Annotated in this window: 13 protein-coding genes and 2 pseudogenes; 2 read left to right on the top strand and 13 right to left on the bottom strand. The window is 53.6% G+C overall.

Annotation, left to right across the window (positions count from 1 at the left end; genetic code table 11):
- Nucleotides 1-9 precede the first annotated feature (9 nt).
- Together ftsZ and lpxC are read left to right on the top strand one after the other, a co-directional pair.
- Nucleotides 10-1,221, top strand: a complete 1,212-nt coding sequence (gene ftsZ / locus EQV93_RS01810) for a cell division protein FtsZ (RefSeq protein WP_122785717.1) — start codon at nt 10-12, stop codon at nt 1,219-1,221.
- Nucleotides 1,222-1,333: 112 nt separating this feature from the next.
- The gene (lpxC, locus tag EQV93_RS01805; protein WP_122785716.1) at nt 1,334-2,245 is read left to right on the top strand and encodes a UDP-3-O-acyl-N-acetylglucosamine deacetylase; all 912 of its coding nucleotides are present in this window, start codon (nt 1,334-1,336) and stop codon (nt 2,243-2,245) included.
- Between the two features lie 79 nt (nt 2,246-2,324).
- Here lpxC and EQV93_RS01800 read toward each other — a convergent pair whose 3' ends face one another.
- The 13 genes and pseudogenes from EQV93_RS01800 to tssI all read right to left on the bottom strand — a co-directional run bounded on the left by EQV93_RS01800 (nt 2,325) and on the right by tssI (nt 18,225).
- Nucleotides 2,325-3,779 (bottom strand): sensor domain-containing diguanylate cyclase, encoded by a 1,455-nt coding sequence (locus EQV93_RS01800; RefSeq protein ID WP_240890782.1) that lies wholly within the window; start codon nt 3,777-3,779, stop codon nt 2,325-2,327.
- 154 nt (nt 3,780-3,933) lie between these two features.
- Nucleotides 3,934-5,253 (bottom strand): OprD family porin, encoded by a 1,320-nt coding sequence (locus EQV93_RS01795; RefSeq protein WP_122785715.1) that lies wholly within the window; start codon nt 5,251-5,253, stop codon nt 3,934-3,936.
- A gap of 192 nt (nt 5,254-5,445) precedes the next feature.
- Entirely contained in the window at nt 5,446-5,670 is a 225-nt protein-coding gene (locus tag EQV93_RS01790) for a hypothetical protein (protein ID WP_146425610.1), read from the bottom strand.
- Between the two features lie 611 nt (nt 5,671-6,281).
- The gene (locus EQV93_RS01785; protein ID WP_122785713.1) at nt 6,282-6,620 is read right to left on the bottom strand and encodes a hypothetical protein; all 339 of its coding nucleotides are present in this window, start codon (nt 6,618-6,620) and stop codon (nt 6,282-6,284) included.
- A 318-nt stretch (nt 6,621-6,938) separates the two neighbouring features.
- Nucleotides 6,939-7,067 (bottom strand): annotated as a pseudogene (locus EQV93_RS01780) (ATP-binding protein); the annotation flags it as partial.
- A gap of 90 nt (nt 7,068-7,157) precedes the next feature.
- A pseudogene (locus tag EQV93_RS01775) lies at nt 7,158-7,386 on the bottom strand (OprD family outer membrane porin); the annotation flags it as partial.
- A gap of 192 nt (nt 7,387-7,578) precedes the next feature.
- Entirely contained in the window at nt 7,579-7,803 is a 225-nt protein-coding gene (locus EQV93_RS01770) for a hypothetical protein (protein WP_240890781.1), read from the bottom strand.
- Between the two features lie 927 nt (nt 7,804-8,730).
- A complete protein-coding gene (locus tag EQV93_RS01765) occupies nt 8,731-9,795 on the bottom strand; it encodes a DUF6708 domain-containing protein (protein ID WP_240890780.1) in 1,065 nt (354 codons plus the stop codon).
- Nucleotides 9,788-10,849, bottom strand: coding sequence for a DUF6708 domain-containing protein (locus EQV93_RS01760; RefSeq protein WP_240890779.1), 1,062 nt, complete (start codon nt 10,847-10,849; stop codon nt 9,788-9,790). The genes EQV93_RS01765 and EQV93_RS01760 overlap by 8 nt, the downstream gene beginning before the upstream one ends.
- Nucleotides 10,842-11,909 carry a DUF6708 domain-containing protein gene (locus EQV93_RS01755; protein ID WP_240890778.1) on the bottom strand — a complete coding sequence of 356 codons (1,068 nt, stop codon included), beginning with the start codon at nt 11,907-11,909 and terminating at the stop codon, nt 10,842-10,844. Before EQV93_RS01755 ends, EQV93_RS01760 begins: the two co-directional genes overlap by 8 nt.
- Entirely contained in the window at nt 11,902-15,306 is a 3,405-nt protein-coding gene (locus EQV93_RS01750; RefSeq protein WP_240890777.1) for a toxin VasX, read from the bottom strand. The genes EQV93_RS01755 and EQV93_RS01750 overlap by 8 nt, the downstream gene beginning before the upstream one ends.
- Nucleotides 15,303-16,190, bottom strand: a complete 888-nt coding sequence (locus EQV93_RS01745; RefSeq protein ID WP_240890776.1) for a DUF4123 domain-containing protein — start codon at nt 16,188-16,190, stop codon at nt 15,303-15,305. The genes EQV93_RS01750 and EQV93_RS01745 overlap by 4 nt, the downstream gene beginning before the upstream one ends.
- On the bottom strand, nt 16,177-18,225 hold the full coding sequence (gene tssI, locus EQV93_RS01740) for a type VI secretion system Vgr family protein (protein WP_240890775.1): 2,049 nt from the start codon (nt 18,223-18,225) through the stop codon (nt 16,177-16,179). Before tssI ends, EQV93_RS01745 begins: the two co-directional genes overlap by 14 nt.
- Between the last annotated feature and the right edge of the window lie 128 nt (nt 18,226-18,353).

The raw sequence follows: 18,353 nt of genomic DNA, 5'->3' as shown, positions 1-18,353 counted from the left end.
AGAGGGACCATGTTCGAACTCGTAGACAACATCCCGCAAAGCCCGGTAATCAAGGTTATCGGTGTTGGTGGTGGCGGTGGCAATGCTGTTAACCACATGGTTAAGAGCAACATCGAAGGTGTGGAATTCATCTGCGCCAACACTGACGCGCAAGCGCTCAAAAGCATCGGCGCGCGTACCATCCTGCAATTGGGCACCGGTGTGACCAAGGGCCTGGGTGCCGGCGCAAACCCTGAGGTCGGTCGTCAGGCCGCTCTGGAAGACCGCGAGCGCATCGCAGAAGTGCTGCAGGGCACCAATATGGTGTTCATCACCACGGGTATGGGCGGTGGTACCGGTACCGGTGCTGCGCCGATCATTGCCGAAGTGGCCAAGGAAATGGGCATCCTCACCGTTGCGGTGGTGACACGTCCGTTCCCGTTCGAAGGTCGCAAGCGCATGCAGATTGCTGACGAAGGTATTCGTCTGCTGTCCGAAAGCGTTGACTCGTTGATCACGATTCCGAACGAGAAATTGCTGACCATCCTGGGCAAGGACGCGAGCCTGCTGTCTGCGTTTGCCAAGGCTGATGACGTGTTGGCTGGTGCCGTTCGCGGTATTTCCGACATCATCAAGCGTCCGGGCATGATCAACGTCGACTTTGCCGACGTGCGTACCGTGATGAGCGAAATGGGCATGGCGATGATGGGCACTGGCTGCGCCAGCGGTCCGAATCGTGCACGTGAAGCGACCGAAGCGGCCATTCGCAACCCGTTGCTCGAAGACGTAAACCTGGAAGGCGCTCGCGGCATCCTGGTTAACATCACTGCCGGTCCTGACCTGTCCCTGGGTGAGTACTCCGACGTGGGTAGCATCATCGAAGCCTTTGCTTCCGAGCACGCGATGGTCAAAGTGGGCACCGTGATCGATCCGGACATGCGCGATGAACTGCACGTGACCGTGGTAGCGACCGGTTTGGGCGCGAAAATCGAGAAGCCGGTCAAGGTCATTGATAACGTGCAAGCTTCCTACGCACCTTCTCAGGCACATACTGCCCCTGCTCGTCAGGACGTACGTACCGAGCGTCAGGAGCAGCCAGTGGTTAATTACCGCGATCTGGACCGTCCTACCGTTATGCGTAATCAGGCTCAGCAGGGGGCAACAACCGCTGCCAAACTGAATCCGCAAGACGATCTGGACTATCTGGACATCCCGGCTTTCCTGCGTCGACAGGCTGATTAATGAAATCAATCAGGGGGATTAAGGTGATTGGTATTCAGCAAAGGCTCGGTCTGCTATTATCGCCAGCCTTTGTTGATACCAGTTCGCAATTTGCGCTGAAGCGGCCAATGCCATGATTAAACAACGCACCCTGAAAAATATTATCCGTGCCACAGGTGTCGGCCTGCACTCCGGTGAGAAGGTCTACCTGACCCTCAAACCTGCGCCTGTGGATACCGGCATCGTGTTTTGTCGTGCAGACCTTGACCCTGTGGTGCAGATTCCTGCTCGCGCGGAAAACGTCGGCGAGACGACGATGTCGACCACGTTGGTCAACGGTGATGTAAAAGTAGACACGGTAGAGCACTTGCTCTCGGCCATGGCTGGCCTGGGGATCGATAACGCCTACGTCGAACTCTCCGCGTCTGAAGTCCCGATTATGGACGGTAGCGCCGGGCCTTTCGTGTTTCTGATTCAATCGGCGGGCCTGGAAGAACAGGACGCGCCGAAGAAGTTCATTCGAATCCTGCGTGAAGTGACAGTAGAAGATGGCGACAAGCGCGCCACTTTTGTCCCTTTCGAAGGCTTTAAGGTGAGCTTCGAGATCGATTTCGATCACCCGGTTTTCCATAACCGTACCCAAAGTGCAAGCGTGGATTTTTCCAGCACTTCGTTTGTTAAAGAAGTCAGCCGCGCCCGTACTTTCGGTTTTATGAGTGACATCGAGTACCTGCGCAAGCACAACCTTGCACTCGGCGGTAGCGTAGAAAACGCCATCGTGGTTGATGCTAACGGTGTTCTGAACGAAGACGGCCTTCGCTATGAAGACGAATTCGTGAAGCACAAGATTCTCGACGCCATTGGTGACCTTTACCTCTTGGGCAATAGCCTGATAGGTGAGTTCAAGGGCTTCAAGTCTGGCCATGCACTGAACAACCAGCTGCTTCGCAAGCTGATTGAACAGAAAGATGCATGGGAAGTCGTGACCTTTGAAGATGCCAGCACGGCACCGATCTCGTACATGCGTCCGGTTGCAGCAGTTTAAGTAAAAACTTCTTTCTCTAGTTTTGAAGGCCACCCTCGGGTGGCTTTTTTTATGGTGCGCATTCGTGCCGTCGCGGCAGTTAAAGCGTTTCGGGGCTAGGCTTGATCGCATTTAGGCCCGTTTCGTTGATCGCTACGACCCGGTTTCTCCCCCCTTTCTTGGCTTGGTACAGGGCTTTGTCCGCCATGCTTAACAACACTTGAACCTCATCTTTCGGCTTGGCATAACAGGTACACGCCCCCAGGCTGATCGTGAGGTTTTGCTTGCCCTGTGGCACAGGCTCCATGGCATTGACTGATGAGCGGATTTCTTCAGCCAATTGTCGGGCGCCCGCAGCATCTGTATCGGCCAGCACTACGGCAAATTCCTCACCGTCATAACGAGTTGCCAGGTCTCGTGGCCGACGCATGTGCGTGTTGATGACTTTCGCAACTCGACGAATAGCCTCATCACCGGTCTGATGCCCGTGGAGGTCGTTAAAGTGTTTGAAGTGATCAATATCAATCATCAAAAGCGAGACTGGCCGGCCTGTGCGCTGTGCAAAACGCCATTCTTCGGCAAGCGTTTTATCCAGAAAACGGCGATTGGCCAACCCGCTCAAAGGATCCGTAAAGGTAAGTTCATCGAGCGAGCGTTCTGCCTGTTGGCGCAAGTTCAGTTCATGCATTAACAGCAAAGTCAGCCAGATAATGCCCAGGCACAGCAGCAAGGTGGTGGTTCCAATCAGTAAGGCCGTATGCCACCAATTACTGAAAATATATTCTGTAGATAAGCCCACCACGACCACGATAGGCAAGTTGTAAACCTGGGAGAAGTTGTAGAGCCGCGACGCTTGATAGATTTCAGAGAGGGCGATAAAGCTACCGTAACCCTCATTCAGCAGTCGCACGTAGTTAGGGTGGCTGCCCAAATCCTCTCCCGTACTGATGGAGGGGATCGGTGGGTATTGCACCAGCATGATGCCGTCAGTGCGAAAGAGACTTATGCGACCATCGGGGCCCAGGTCCAGGCCGCGTAACAGGTTAGTGAAGTAATCCAGCTTCATCTGAGCAACGGCCACACCCGCAAAAGCGCCGTCCGGCGTGGACATGCGTCGGGAAAAACGGATGCTCCAGTCGCCATTTTTACCGCTGGTTTGAAACGGCCGGCTGATGAAGATCTCTGCACTGTCCAGTTCGCGATGTACCTTAAACCAAGGCTCCTCGGTCACGTGCGGGCCCAGGACGACGTCCGGTATTGAAGTCGCAATCACGTTGCCCGCTGCATTGAGCACATAAAAGCCGTCGTTAGAGGGCAGGTTGCTGGCTGTGTGAAATAGCAGGGTGTTTTGAAGGGGGGCGGGAAACGAATCGAGGGCACGGCTTTGGAACAAATTGATCAAGCTCATCAGCGTTGTGTCGTAAAGCGATACGGTATTGCGTAACTCACGATCAATCAGTTGCACAAGATTAAACGCTGAGCGCGTGGCCTCTTGTTCAGTGTTGCGGTATTCGCGCACCAAAAAATAACTGACGATGCACAGAGTTGACGCCACGAGCAGGGCAGTTGCAATTATCAATCGGCGCCGCGTGAGGGCCTGTGTGCGAACGTAGAATGAAATAGCTCGACCCTCACTGATATCCACGGCGCCGGGATGAGACACAACCAAGAAGCTCAAGGCCAGCAAGAGCCAGCCTTGAGCTCATCGTTTAAAACACGTCCAGAGGATAGTCGATGATTACACGGTATTCATCAACATCGTTATCCACTGTTTGGTAAGCCGTGTTACCGCGGTTGGTCGCCCAGCGCAGGCTGACTGCGAGGTCTTTGGCTTTACCATCCTGAATCACATATTTGAGGCCCAGATCGCGTTCCCAGTGGTGAGCATTTTTACCTTCGGGGTTATACCAATTGCCATACCCGATGCTGTTGGGGTCGGCTTTGGTCAAGTCCAGTTCGCCACGAGAGTACGAAACGCTTGAGGTCAGGCCTGCGATCCCAATGCCAGCGAAGTCGTATTCGTATTGCAGCTTCCACGAGCGTTCGTTCGGGCCGTTGAAGTCTGAATATTGCTGTGAGTTGTCCAGATAGACGCTGTCGCCTTCATTGATGTAGTCAAACGGTGTATCACCATTTACTCGCTGATACACCGCTGTCACGGTGTGACCCGCCATTGCCAGCGCCAAGTGAAGGCTGAACGTGTTGTTGTCGATGTCGCCGAGCAGCGCTTTGCCGCTGTTCTCAGTGTGATAGAAATGCACGCCGGGGTTTAGGCTGATGCTATCAGTCAGCGCGTGGGTGTAGTCCAGATCATAGTAGTACTGGTTCCATACATCCTTGAGTTGCGCGGCATACAGGTTGCTGGTGATCTCTGGAATTCCGCTCCAGGATACGCCTGCCCAAGTCAGGTGCTTGGTGGTCTGATCGCCGAGGTCGCCATACGTGGTGGTCAGCCGGCGCATACCGCTTTGATCGTAAGGTTTGTCGAAGCTGACCTGACCGCCTTCCAGCATCCAGCCTTCGAAGCTGGTGTTGGTCAGACTGACGCCTTGAAAGGTCTGCGGCAACATGCGGGTTTCACCGCCTGCAATCACCGGGTTGGTCAAAAACAGATCGCCGGCTTTAAGTTCCGTGTCAAACGCACGGATCTTCAGCGCGGCCCCACCGGACGAGAACGAGGTTGGCGCTTTGCCATTGCCATCACTCACCGGCAGGATGCTGCTGCCATCGGTACCGCCGCCACCGTCGAGCTTGAGGCCCAGCATGCCGTAGGCATCCAGGCCAAAGCCGACAACGCCCTGAGTGAAGCCGGATTCGAATTTAGCGATAAACCCTTGGCCCCACTCCTTGCTGTCATCAGCATGGGGGCTGCGGATGTCGTGGTTCATATAGTAGTTGCGGGCGTGCAGGTTAAGGCTGGAGCCTTCAATGAAACCGTCTTTTGCGGTTTCGTCGTCGGCGTGGGCAAAGGTTGGGATCGTTGCAGCCAGGGCAATGAATAACGGACTGAGTTTAAGTGAAGACTTCACCAGTGAGTTGCTCCTTGAGAGTGGCGGCAGTTGTTATTTTCGTTGAGTAGTCGGTTCTTGTTCTAAGGCACGCCTGGGTGGGCCGCAGCTTTTTTCGAAACAAAAAAAAGCCGCTATGATAGCGGCTTTTGAAACAGTTGGTCACATTAGTGACGTGTGACCCACTGCGACGGGAAGTCTTGGAGCGTCGAATCAGCTGTCTTTCGCTTCATCGGTGGTGCTGGCTTTAGCTTGTGTTTGCTGAGGCTGCGCATCGTTTTGATGCTGTGCTGTCAGCTCTGCCTGGTGCTGTTCAAAGGCTGCTGCACGGGCCGCATTTTGGGCGACGAATGCAGGTGACTCTTCCGCCATGGCCAGGGGCGACAACAACAAAGATGACAAAACGAAAACGCTAGCCATACCCATACTGCTGGACATTTCAAAGACCTTCTTGCTGAGCAAGTTCTGTGTGGTTGAGACAAATTTATAGCGGGAGGAGGGGACGAAAAAGCCTTGTTTTGAACAAGGACTTTTGCGGTTTAGGTAACAAAGCGCAGGTGAGGGGGGGTATTGCTCATTGAATACGCAGGTACGGGGGAATACCGGGACTCTTTCGGGATTTAAAATTTTCAGTTCAGCAACGCTTGCGGGGAGGCTTTTGCAATTTTACGATTTCAAGTGGCGGCCAGGGCTTATGCGGATTACTGCTACAAATAGGGATTGATATTTAGTTTGTTGCAGATGGAAAGTTGTGGTGGAAACAATACTCAATGGTGTAAGTAATCACAGTTGTCGAAACTTATCTTTCAGCTATCGAATCGCTATAAGTTAGCGAGGGCATTATTGAAGGCGCGGGTAGTTTCCGCTTGCCGTGGCATTCTATTAAAAGTCGGGTGTTTGATGCTTATTCTAACCCTCTCCCGGCTGTTCATGGTGAACTGTAAAATAAGCAGTGTTAGGAAAAGGGATGCTGGTTGATTTTACTCAAAAGAAGACAGGAGTCACCTGAGGGTAACGCTTGTCAGGGGACTCCTAGACCTTGGTGTTTATTAAATGGCCTTGACAGTAATGGTCTTGGAATCGCTTAGGCCAGGATAGGTGGCCCTCAGGGTCAGATCGAAGGTCTGGGTTACAATTCCTTTGACCCTACAGATCCGGTGGTTGCTAAGGGCAAGGGTCATGTCTGGCATTGCTGGGTTGGTGGACATCGTCCACTCCACGGTACCTTCTGAGACGATCCGGCGGTCGGCATCAAATACGGTGGCGTTTGTGCCGATATTACATTCCGTACCGATAGGTGTATCCGTCAAGCCGCTACCGCCAATCACAAGTTCTGTAGCGACGCCTGCCTGTGTATCGCTACTTTTCGTGCTATTAATATCGCTCATGATAACCACCTTGTTCGTTAAGTTAAGGGCCGGTTTGTACTTGCATTCGCTCGGTGCTATAAAGCGTGTTAGTTGTAAGTGGACGGTATTTAAATTGCACGTTAAGTATGTAAGTGGGCAGAAATAGCGTCTACTGTCATTGTTGACAGGTGCTTGGGGATACCCTTCTTGGCAGAAGGGGGCGTGTTTTGCTTGAAAAGTTTATAGAATTCAGGACTTTGTTAAGTCATCCATGAGTGACATTATTAAATCCTAACTATTTGGGGGCGGTAAAATCAGGCTGAACGTATTCTTGCCATTGCGGCTTGACACAAGCACTTAGCCACCATGCATTTGAGCAATCGCCTTGACGATAGCCAGTCCCAGACCGTGATTGGCGCTGCTGTTATGGTGTGAGGTATCGACACGATAAAAACGCTCAAACAAGTGAGCGAGATCCACGCCGGGGGTTAGGGTGATGCTATCAGTCAGCGCGTGGGTGTAGTCCGCATCGTAGTAATACTGGTTCCATACATCCTTGAGTTGCGCGGCATACTGGCCAAAGCCGACATCGCCCTGAGTGAAGCCGGATTCGAATTTAGCGATAAACCCTTGGCCCCTCTCCTTGCTGTCATCAGCATGGGGGCTAGTAGTTACGGGCGTGCAGGTTAAGGCTGGAGCCTTCAATGAAACCGTCTTTGGCGGTTTCGTCGTCGGCGTGGGCAAAGGTTGGGATCGTTGCAGCCAGGGCAATGAATAACCGACTGAGTTTAAGTGAAGACTTCATCAGTGAGTTGCTTCTTGAGAGTGGCGGCAGTTGTTATTTTCGTTGAGTAGTCAGTTCTTGTTCTAAGGCACGCCTGGGTGGGCCGCAGCTTTTTTCGAAACAAAAAAAAGCCGCTTTGATAGCGGCTTTTGAAACAGTTGGTCACATTAGTGACGTGTGACCCACTGCGACGGGAAGTCTTGGAGCGTCGAATCAGCTGTCTTTCGCTTCATCGGTGGTGCTGGCTTTAGCTTGTGTTTGCTGAGGCTGCACATCGTTTTGATGCTGTGCTGTCAGCTCTGCCTGGTTCTGTTCAAAGGCTGCTGCACGGGCCGCATTTTGGGCGACGAATGCAGGTGATTCTTCCGCCATGGCCAGGGGCGACAACAACAAAGATGACAAAACGAAAACGCTAGCCATACCCATACTGCTGGACATTTCAAAGACCTTCTTGCTGAGCAAGTTCTGTGTGGTTGAGACAAATTTATAGCGGTATGGGGGGGCGAAAAAGCCCTGATTTTAACAAGGACTTTTGCGTTTTGAGTAACAAAGGCTGAAAGGTGCAGGGTAGAGCTGTGCTCGGTTTCAGTGGCGCGTCTGTAGCGGCTGACGAGAAATGCCTGACACACCGAGGGCCTCATGGTGCGACCGCTTCGCGCTCGAACGCAGCCTTCGGCAGCGGCTACAACGCGCACGTAGCCGCTGCCGAGGTACGAAGGCTGCGATCGGCGGCAAAGCCGTCGTAAAACCTGACAAACCGAGGCGTCCCATTGTACGAACGCTTCGCGCTCGATCGCAGCCTTCGGCAGCGGCTACAACACGCATGTAGCCGCTGCCGAGGCACGAAGGCTGCGATCGGCGGCAAAGCCGTCGTAAAACCTGACACACCGAGGCGTCCCATTGCGAACGCTTCGCGCTCGAACGCAGCCTTCGGCAGCGGCTACAACACGCATGTAGCCGCTGCCGAGGCACGAAGGCTGCCATCGGCGGCAAAGCCGTCGTAAAACCTGACACACCGAGGCGTCCCATTGTGCGACCGCTACGCGCTCAATCGCAGCCTTCGGCAGCGGCTACAACGCGCACGTAGCCGCTGCCGAGGCACGAAGGCTGCGATCGGCGGCAAAGCCGTCTTAAAACCTGACACACCGAGGCGTCTCATTGCGACCGCTACGCGCTCAATCGCAGCCTTCGGCAGCGGCTACAACACGCATGTAGCCGCTGCCGAGGCACGAAGGCTGCGATCGGCTGCAAAGCCGTCGCAAAACCTGACACACCGAGGCATCCCATTGTGCGACCGCTTCGCGCTCGAACGCAGCCTCGCACTACTCGTCAGCTGCTACGAGGATTTGCACTCCACTCTTCTGCTTAATGTGCGTCTGTCGTGTTTTCAGGCTCTGAAAACTTGACCTTGTAATAATCCATCAGGCTTTGCCCTTGGCTAAGGGCCAAATTCACTTCGGCGCTTTCTTGCACTAATTCTGCGCTGGGCTGAGCGTGTTGTTCGGCGGGTAAAGGTTTCGACCATTCACGAATCGATTCGGGGAAGGCAGCCTTCGGGCGGGTGTTTATCCATTGGGAAAACCGGCAAGGCAATGTCCAACCGCTGCAAAACTGAATGGTCAAAAAGCCAAACGCATACACCGGCCAGGAGTGCATTTCGCGGTATACCCCTCGGCACATATGGAAGTACGCCACGGTGCCTTCTTGAAACTCTTGGTCTATCAGTAATGGCGTTGGCAAGGCATCCGGGCCTTGCTCCATATACACCCGCAGCGCTTCCCATTCGCTGAGGGCCAAACTTGGATGACCTGTGGCCAGCGTCAACCACACCACTTCGCCGCTGGTGCTGTCACGCAACCCAATCATCAGGGAGTAGCTGGCCATCACGGCGTATTGGGTAACAACGGTGCCCGCTGTGACACTGGCAATGACTTCTTCCCAGGGAACAATCAGTGGAGGTTGGCCTTTTTCTCGGACGTAAACGACTTCTCGGCGTTGGCGGTTGAAACGGACTGGGGGTTGGGAAGTTATTTGGTGAATGCTTTTATAAAGGGGAACGCCAGCTAGTATCATCAAGATGGTTATAAAACCCCAAAAGTAATAATTAGGAAGCACCAAAGTAAGTAATATCTCAAACGGTGAATGCCCATAATCAATATAATCATGAACACCTAAACCCAGCCCTGTTATGAAAAATAATATCACCATAAACATGATTGATCCTACAGGAGCTCTTACAGCAAACTCTAATCCCTTGACACCCTGAGCGAAATCCAAAAAAATCTCATTCACCTCTCGATGCATTTGCAACCCAGTAAAAGGAGCGGCTCCAGTAGGCAAGGGCTTTGGGGAAAGATAAAACGCTTCTGTGCCGTTTTTATTTTCAAAATCTCCGGCATGCGGTAACCGATTGTATTTAGAATCACCCACTTTGTTCACCCGTAGGCTCAGGCTCTGAAAACTTAACCTTGTAATAGTCCATCAGGCTTTGCCCTTGGCTAAGGGCCAAATTCACTTCGGCGCTTTCTTGCACTAATTCTGCGCTGGGCTGAGCGTGTTGATCGGCAGGTAAAGGTTTCGACCATTCACGAATCGAATCGGGGAAGGCAGCCTTCGGGCGGGTGTTTATCCATTCGGAAAACCGACAAGGCAATGTCCAACCGCTGCAAAATTGAATGGTCAAAAAGCCAAACGCATACACCGGCCAGGAGTGCATTTCGCGGTATACCCCTCGGCACATATGGAAGTACGCCACGGTGCCTTCTTGAAACTCTTGGTCTATCAGTAATGGCGTTGGCAAGGCATCCGGGCCTTGCTCCATATACACCCGCAGCGCTTCCCATTCGCTGAGGGCCAAACTTGGATGACCTGTGGCCAGCGTCAACCACACCACTTCGCCGCTGGTGCTGTCACGCAACCCAATCATCAGGGAATAGCTGGACATCACGGCGTATTGGGTAACAAGGGTGCCCGCTGTGACACTGGCAATGACTTCTTCCCAGGGAACAATCAGAGGAGGTTGACCTTTTTCTCGGACGTAAACGACTTCGCGGCGTTGGCGGTTAAAGCGGATAGGGGGTGTAGAGGTTATGTGATGGATGCTTCGGTAAAGGGGAACACCTGCCATGATCATTAGAACTATAAGAAAACCCCACATTAAAGGATTTTGAATAAATTCAAACAAAGTACTCCAAAACGGCCGACCATGACTAAAAACTGAATACGCTAAAATAACATTCACTACGGCAAAGAAAATTGCCATAGACACTATAGAGCCTAATGAAGCTCGAACAGCGAACTCCAAGCCTCTGACACCCTGAGCAAAATCCAAATAAACATCATTTACCTCTCTATGCATTTGCAACCCAGTAAAAGGAGCGACTCCTGTAGGCAAGGGCTTTGGGGAAAGATAAAACGCTTCTGTGCCGTTTTTATTTTCAAAATCCCCGGCATGCGGTAACCGATTGTATTTAGAATCACCCATTATTTTCACCCGTAGGCTCAGGCTCTGAAAACTTAACCTTGTAATAGTCCATCAGGCTTTGCCCTTGGCTAAGGGCCAAATTCACTTCGGCGCTTTCTTGCACTAATTCTGCGCTGGGCTGAGCGTGTTGTTCGGCGGGTAAAGGTTTCGACCATTCACGAATCGATTCGGGGAAGGCAGCCTTCGGGCGGGTGTTTATCCATTGGGAAAACCGGCAAGGCAATGTCCAACCGCTGCAAAACTGAATGGTCAAAAAGCCAAACGCATACACCGGCCAGGAGTGCATTTCGCGGTAAACCCCCCGGCACATATGGAAGTAGGCCACGGTGCCTTCTTGAAACTCTTCGTCTATCAGTAATGGCGTTGGCAAGGCATCCGGGCCTTGCTCCATATACACCCGCAGCGCCTCCCATTCGCTGATAGCCAGACTTGGATGACCTGTGGACAGTGTCAACCACACCACTTCGCCGCTGTTGCTGTCACGCAGCCCAATCCTCAGGGAGTAGCTGGACATAACGGCGTATTGGGTAACAAGGGTGCCCGCTGTGACACAGGCAATGACTTCTTCCCAGGGAACAATCAGAGGAGGTTGGCCTTTTTCTCGGACGTAGACGACTTCTCGGCGTTGGCGGTTGAAACGAATCGGGGTGTTGGAGCTTATTTGGTGGATAGTTTGATACAGGGGAACGCCATACATAATCATAAGAATGGCTAGGAATCCCCATAAATAATAATTTGGAAGAACTAAATTAAGAAAAACTCTAAAAGGTGAAAATCCATACTCTACATATTCATGAATCCCCAATGCCAACCCTGAAATACAAAAAAAGATAACCATAAACATTATCGATCCCACAGCAGCTCTAACCATAAACTCAAAACTGCTGGCGCCCTGACCAAAATCTAGATAAACGTCATTTACATCTCTATGCATTCGCAACCCATTAAAAGGAGCGGCTCCCGTCGGCAAGGGCATGGGAGAAAGATAAAACGCTTCTGTGCCGTGTTTATTTTCAAAATCCCCGGCATGAGGTAAGCGTTCATATTTTGGCTCATTCATTGAGGTGCTCCAGCTTTAGCTCATACCCTTCAACAGTTCCAATATGAGGGACGCCCGCAACTCCTTTAATGGGCGCATTAACACTCCCAAGATCCAAAGGAATTCGGTATTGCAGAAATAAATTGTTATTGTTAAGTGGTTTGATTGCCAGTTCAGGCTGGACCGAAATCCGCATTAAGAGCATTGCTTGTGGACCACACCATTCATACGGTAAGTTGATCTGCACTGCGAGAGGGAAATTACTAACAAGCTTGCAGCTTTTGCGAACTTCTTCACCGACTTCTTTCAGGGCGGTGAAATTATCTCGTTGCCACTGTGCTGTAAATTCAATTGGTTTTTCCGCCAAAGCCCGTACATTCATGCCCGGAAAACTCACGGTCAAAGTACGAAAACTGTCCAATTCATCTTCAGGCTGCTTAATACCTTGATCTGTAATAATTGGCTGCAATGTAGCCTCGGCTAACCGTTGCGCATGGGTGGGCCAATCCCATTCTTGATCTTCATTCCCCCAGCAACAGTTCAACAACCATCGCTGGTTTTCATCAAGATTGTAATATTTATAAATAGTCTCCCCTCCGAAACTCAACGCCATAAAACCTAGCATCCATGGTGTGAGTCTGGCGGTATTGAACATGTAGCGGCTATTGCCCAATGCCCAAGCTTCACCCAACGCTTTTGCACCCTGATGTTTTGCTACGGCAACTAAACGATAATCCATTATGGTTTTTACCGTCCACATGCCTGTTGATACGCTATTACCTGTATCTCCACTCAGCGCTATAAATGCTCCGGCCCTTTCACCAACACTACCTGTACGAATGGCTGAAATCCATTTGTTGAAATTGCTTATCGATATACCCAGTGTTGAGAGAAAAGATAATGGAGCGATAATAATCCCAACCCCTAAACCCAGCTTCCCCATTTTCACTGCCAATAACATTCCATTGGCATTTCCACTGCCTAATTGAACAGCCTTGAATGCTTTGTCGATGATAGCGATATGCACGCTCTGATAAACCGATAAAGCCGATGCCCCTGTCCCCGATATAACTCCCATGCCAATTAATACTTCTTTAACACCTCCCACGCCTGATTGCTTCCCCCACACCACCCATGCATCCCTCAATGCCTGCGTCTGCCATAACATCAATGCCAGCGGCAGCCAGCCACTTTTAAACGCTGCCACGCCCGCGTGGCCTTCGCCGTAGCCTCCGCGCACTCCGGAGCGCAGCCGTTTTATCTCTTCATCCAGATAAGCTTGTTGACGAGGCTCAAGATCGAGTTTGACCCCAATAAATCCGGCCGACTGGCTGCTGGTGACCGTCAGGCTGCTTTGTATCTGTTGCACCAACTGCCAGCGCTGCGAGCGGGCTTCGTTCCACAAGTTGTAGTAACGCTCAACATTGAGCCGGGCACGTTCTCGCTGCAGGTCGCTGAGGTACCTGCGGTTGCTGTCTTTTTGGGACAGTTTGAAGTTGTACTTGTAGGTGTCTTCGTTTTTCAGCAACACATTCAGGTTGGCAAGGCGGATGCTGAACTCCTGCACGTGCTGTGCACTGGCCACGTGTAAGGTCGCGCCTGAATGTTCAAGTGCGATCAGACCGGCTAAACGATGAGCGCGGTTGGTGACGGTGTTTAAATCGTCCAGATGCGCTTTGAGCGTGGGGTTGTTCAGTTCGGTTTGTAGTTTGATCAGCCATTGCTCTGTGCGCAGCGCGGCCGCAGGCGCATAGATGGCCTGCACCAACTGGCTGTTGTTGGACGCTTGCTGATTGAGCGTCACGCTGTTACCCCAATACCGCCCCATCAGTTCACTCACTTGCACCCGGTGGGCTTGGGCCTTGGTAATGTTTTCCTGCGCGTGGAGGCTGTCATCCAGAAGCTTGATGAGGTCGGGCGCTTTGCTGTTGAGAAAGGCCCAATCCAGTCGGCTGCCGAAGGCGGGCAACAGGTAGTACGGGTGCGCGTGCAAGTATTCGCTGACCGCTTCAAGGCTTTCATCGGTGCGGCACAGGTCGCGCAGGCAGTTGTGCTCGGCCACCAGCACGGCGAGCAGTTGTTCTTCGATACTGGGGTCGTAGGCCCACAAGCTACGGTGCATGTCACCGCGGGTTAACAGGTGCGTGCGGTCGACGGTGATGCGGTCCAGTCGGGCGGTCCAACGCTTGATGTGCACCCGTTGCGCTTCGAGGTAGGCGGTCATTTCCTGGTGCCGGACCAAATCATGAATGCCGCGAGCGCCCAACCCTTTGCCTTGCAGCGTCGCATCGCCGTGGTCTTGCAGGGCTTCGATGTCGTCTTCCAGTTCGTCATGCAGCGGTTGGCCAAGGGCGTCGTGCATGGCCTGTTTTTTGTCGTCCATGGTTTGTCGAACCGCCCGGCTGTTGGCGTCGTAACCTTGGCCGGGGTAGGCAGCTTTTTCCGGGCTGGCACTGCTGGGCAGGCCTTTTAACGTATTGCGCGCATTCAAGTAGGCGTAAATCGCTTCACGCTGTTGCGCTGTGGTTTTTTCGAACAGTTTGGGGCTCACCCCCGCGCTCGGGGCGCTTTGGTCGTTCAGGACCATGAGGGTTTCGATGTAGCTGCCCACCAGGTATTTCAGTTCATGTTTTTCCTTGGCCACCCACTCATCGATCCAGCTCACCACGGTGTCTTGTTCTTCGGCCAGGTCGCGCATGACCCCAAGGGTGTCGTTGAACACCAAATACAGATGGTCATATTCGTAGGCCGCCAGCATCTGGCGTTTGACGACGGCAATGGGGGTCTTTTTGAACAGGGGCGTGTCTTCCCAGACGTAGTCCTGGGTTTCCTGCGGGTGAAAGCCTTCTGACGGAGCAATGCTTGAGGGCGCTTCGGCGACTTCGGCCAGCCACTGCTTGGCTTGCGCGTCGGTCAGCAAATGCGTCCCGCCTTTGACGCAGTCGGCGCTGCTCAAGTCGACGCATTGCATGAAGTGATCGCGGTCGGGGCGGCTGTCGATCATTTTTGAGCATTTGTGGGCCGTCCATTGAACCTCGCTGTAGGCGATGTGCAACGTGGTGGCGCGTGAGAACAGCAACACGTGTTGCGTTTCCATGCCTTGGCGGTGGTCCTGGCTGGCCTCGTTGCCTTGCCAGACAAATTGGCTGACCTCACCGTTTTCAACCCGGTATTCGTGCAGGTAGCCGCTGGTGTTGTCGATCACGTACAGCCAGCCATCTCGCACCAGACGTATGCCCATTGGCCGTGAGGTGGTCTGGTAAGGCAAAGACAACGCCGCCGCCGGGTCGAGCCGCTCGACCAGGCCATAGCGCAGCGGTAACAGTTGCACCTTGGGTTTGCGCAAGGGGCATACGCCCAGGGCTGATTTGGCATCACTGCGACGCAAATCCAGATGGTTAGGGTTTGTCAGCGTCATGGGCGTTTGCTCCCAAGGGTTTGGAATCTTGAGAAGGCGAGTGCAACGGCTTTCTCAAGGCGCAGTGATGCAGTGAGTTCGGACGGTTGAGTGATCAACGCGGCAATATCGGGGTGGCGCTGCAAAACCTCGTTGCCCAACATCAGGCCGAGCGTGGTGTAACGCCATATGTCCTGTTCGCTCGTATAGCCCGCGTGGTAGGCCTGATTGGCGAATTCATGGATCCATTGCCATCGCGCCTCCGGTGGTAAACCGGCTCCAGCGTCGGGGAATGTGTTTCGAAGGTGCTTTTCCAGCTCTTTGATAACCCCGCGAAAGCTCACGTCATCCAGCTTCGCCTGCTGCGCTTCGCACACCCCGTAAGGCCCGTCAGGCAAGGCTCGCACCGTACCTTCGGGGCGGGCATGTTGGTGCCAGCCATTGCAGACCACATCCGGCAGGACGACGCGCTCCATCGGGCCAAACACTTCAGGTTTACGGGTGTCGATGGCATGGCTTAAAACGGTGTGCATCACCGATGGATCGGCAATCCGTAGCCATACGTTTAGCCCTTGTGGCTGGTACTGGGCATTAAGTAAAAGGCGCAAGTGGCGGATGACGTCGAACGCACTCGCCTGGCTGTAAATCAAATAGCCCCATTCTTCACCGCTATGGGCCAGGTAGTGACCAAGGCCGGGTGTGTTCGGGCCATTGAGCGTGATCAGACAGGGGGAAATTTCATTGCAAGAAGCCAACGGTGTCGTCGCGTACAGCAATTGAATTTCCGGCGTGCCGTACCACTCGGTGATCTTGGCTTGCAGGTTGTTCACACTCACGCCATCGAGCAGCAAATAAGCATGAGTCTGCCAAGGCAGGTCGTCAGGCAGCTTTTCAAGCGTCGACATGGCGGACTCCTTGAACAGTGGCTTGCTTCAAGGCTTCGCATTGCGGGCAAGCCGGGTTCTTCTGTAGTAACGCCTGCATTTGCGTCGCAGGCGCCAGCTCAAGGCTGTGCAAGGCCTCGACTTCACCCGGTATTAACGGACTGGCCGGCGTACCTGGTACCGCAGCCCCGCCCAGCACAATCGGCGTGCTGCTGAATATCCCCCCGGCGCCTATCACCAGATGCTGACCACCCGCCATCAACGTGATACTCGCCCCCGCTTCCAGCACCACCCGCGCACCCGCCTGCAAGCTCACTTCTTGCCCGGCCTCGGCGGCCAGTACTTGCCCCACTCGTGTGTGGCTGCTGGTGGCCACCTGCAAATGGTCGCTGGCCTTGAGCTGCACTTTGCGATCCCCCGTAACGGTGTGCTGCTCCTGCGCCTTGAGCACCACCACACTGTTGCCTGTGACCCGGGTTTCGCTGGCGCCTTCGATGTGCACGCGGCTGTCGTTTTTGATGTGCTGTTGAAGGTCGCGCTGGGCGTGCAGGTAAATCAGCTCCTGGCCTTTGCGGTCTTCGATGCGCAGTTCGTTGTAGCCGCTGCCACCGGGGGTGCTGCGGCTGCGAAAGACGCTTTGGGTTTTATGGGCGGGCAGTTCGTGCGCGACCGGGTTGATGCTATTGGGAAGGCACGAAGATATGACCGGAAAATCCGGGTCTGAATTGAGGTATTCCACCAGCACTTCCATACCCACCCGGGGAATGGTCACGGCGCCATAGCCATCACCGGCCCAACTGGACGACACCCTGACCCAACAACTGCTTTGCTCGTTGTTGAGGTCGCTGCGATCCCAATGAAATTTAACGCGGACCCGACCGTACTCATCGCAATGGATCTCTTCGCCCGCCGGCCCGGTGACGCGCGCGGTCTGGCTGCCAATGATGCGCGGCTTGGCGTAGACCTTTTGCGGCCGGAAGGTCACTGCTTCGGGGATGCTCTCGAAGGTGTTGCGATAGCCCTGGGTAAACTCGTCGAGCTGCGCAGGCTGGCGGGTGCGGCCCTGTTCTTCCAGCACTTGCGGCTGTTTGCCTTCATGGTGAACGTGGGTCAGCAACCAACGGCCATTCCAGGCGGTGTTTTTATGCTCGCTCAGGGTCAGAAAGTGGCCACTGCACAGGCGCGGCTGATTGCTGCTGCCACTGGCCAGTCGGTGGCCGGTCTGGTGATGCTCCAGCGCGCGCTGGCTCAGCCGTTCGCCGTCGGCTTTTTGTTTGAAGCCGCCGGGGTATCTGTAGTGCTCAAGCACGCGCTCCTTGCGCTCGAAATGGCTGTCGGCTTCCAGCGTGCGGCTGGTTTTCTGGAAGTCGTAGTCGCGGCGCACGATGTGATTGGTGCCGATTTTCAGCCTCAGCTTGAAGCGGTCGATTGAGGGTTCGGCGGCGACCATGCCGTTATTGGGCACGTAGGGCGTGGGGTGTGTTAGCGGAGTAAAGGCTTGCTGTTTGTCACCGAACACCAGTGTGTGGCCGTCAGGTGAATGCTTGAAGTAATAGTGAAAACCCTCTTCAAAACACAGGCGTTGAATAAAGTCCAAATCAGACTCGGCGTATTGCACGCAGTATTCGCGAGGCAAGCAGGGTGAAAAGGCATTGAAGGCGTAGGCATCGCTGAAAATGCCGTGCTCTTCGAGCAGTGTTTCAATGATCTGCTGGACGGTCAGGTTCTGAAAGATACGGTGGTTGGTGCGATATTTCAGGTTGGCCAGATGCGGCGTCAGTGTCAGGTAATAGCGGGTCAGGCGGCTGTCGGAGTGGCCCTGTTCAATGTCCAATATCTGCCCGTGAACACCGCACCCCTGATCGTCGAATGCCAGAAAAGCGCTGTGACTCATCAGGGTGTCGAGGTCAATACCAGCGTGTTCGCTGACCAGTTCAATCTTGAAGGCATAGGGCGTGCTGATGGCCTCTTCGCCGGTGAATTCCAGCACCTTGAAATCATGTTGAGCGTGGTGGATGTGCAGGCTGAAGGGGTGTTGACGGGCTGACGTGGGCATGCCGGGTTCCTCCCTAAATAAAGGGCTGAACGCTAACGGATTGACAGGTGAGGGGGGTGTAGGAGGATTCTGAAAGATTCTAAATATGTATTACCGATTGTTCAGTGCTGTAGGCGAAGTGACGGTGG

The sequence above is a fragment of the Pseudomonas sp. TMW22091 genome (assembly GCF_022496705.1).
GTDB classification, from domain to species: domain Bacteria; phylum Pseudomonadota; class Gammaproteobacteria; order Pseudomonadales; family Pseudomonadaceae; genus Aquipseudomonas; species Aquipseudomonas saxonica.
Note: the sequence above shows the minus strand (reverse complement) of the source record. Positions and strands in the feature narration are given on the sequence as shown.

Bases quoted from the DNA above. Each gene is read 5' to 3' on its own strand.
- EQV93_RS01750 (WP_240890777.1), bottom strand. From the start codon at position 15,306: ATGACGCTGACAAACCCTAACCATCTGGATTTGCGTCGCAGTGATGCC.
- EQV93_RS01755 (WP_240890778.1), bottom strand. From the start codon at position 11,909: ATGAATGAGCCAAAATATGAACGCTTACCTCATGCCGGGGATTTTGAA.
- EQV93_RS01770 (WP_240890781.1), bottom strand. From the start codon at position 7,803: ATGTCCAGCAGTATGGGTATGGCTAGCGTTTTCGTTTTGTCATCTTTG.
- lpxC (WP_122785716.1), top strand. From the start codon at position 1,334: ATGATTAAACAACGCACCCTGAAAAATATTATCCGTGCCACAGGTGTC.
- EQV93_RS01745 (WP_240890776.1), bottom strand. From the start codon at position 16,190: ATGTCGACGCTTGAAAAGCTGCCTGACGACCTGCCTTGGCAGACTCAT.
- EQV93_RS01790 (WP_146425610.1), bottom strand. From the start codon at position 5,670: ATGTCCAGCAGTATGGGTATGGCTAGCGTTTTCGTTTTGTCATCTTTG.
- EQV93_RS01785 (WP_122785713.1), bottom strand. From the start codon at position 6,620: ATGAGCGATATTAATAGCACGAAAAGTAGCGATACACAGGCAGGCGTC.
- EQV93_RS01760 (WP_240890779.1), bottom strand. From the start codon at position 10,849: ATGGGTGATTCTAAATACAATCGGTTACCGCATGCCGGGGATTTTGAA.
- ftsZ (WP_122785717.1), top strand. From the start codon at position 10: ATGTTCGAACTCGTAGACAACATCCCGCAAAGCCCGGTAATCAAGGTT.
- tssI (WP_240890775.1), bottom strand. From the start codon at position 18,225: ATGCCCACGTCAGCCCGTCAACACCCCTTCAGCCTGCACATCCACCAC.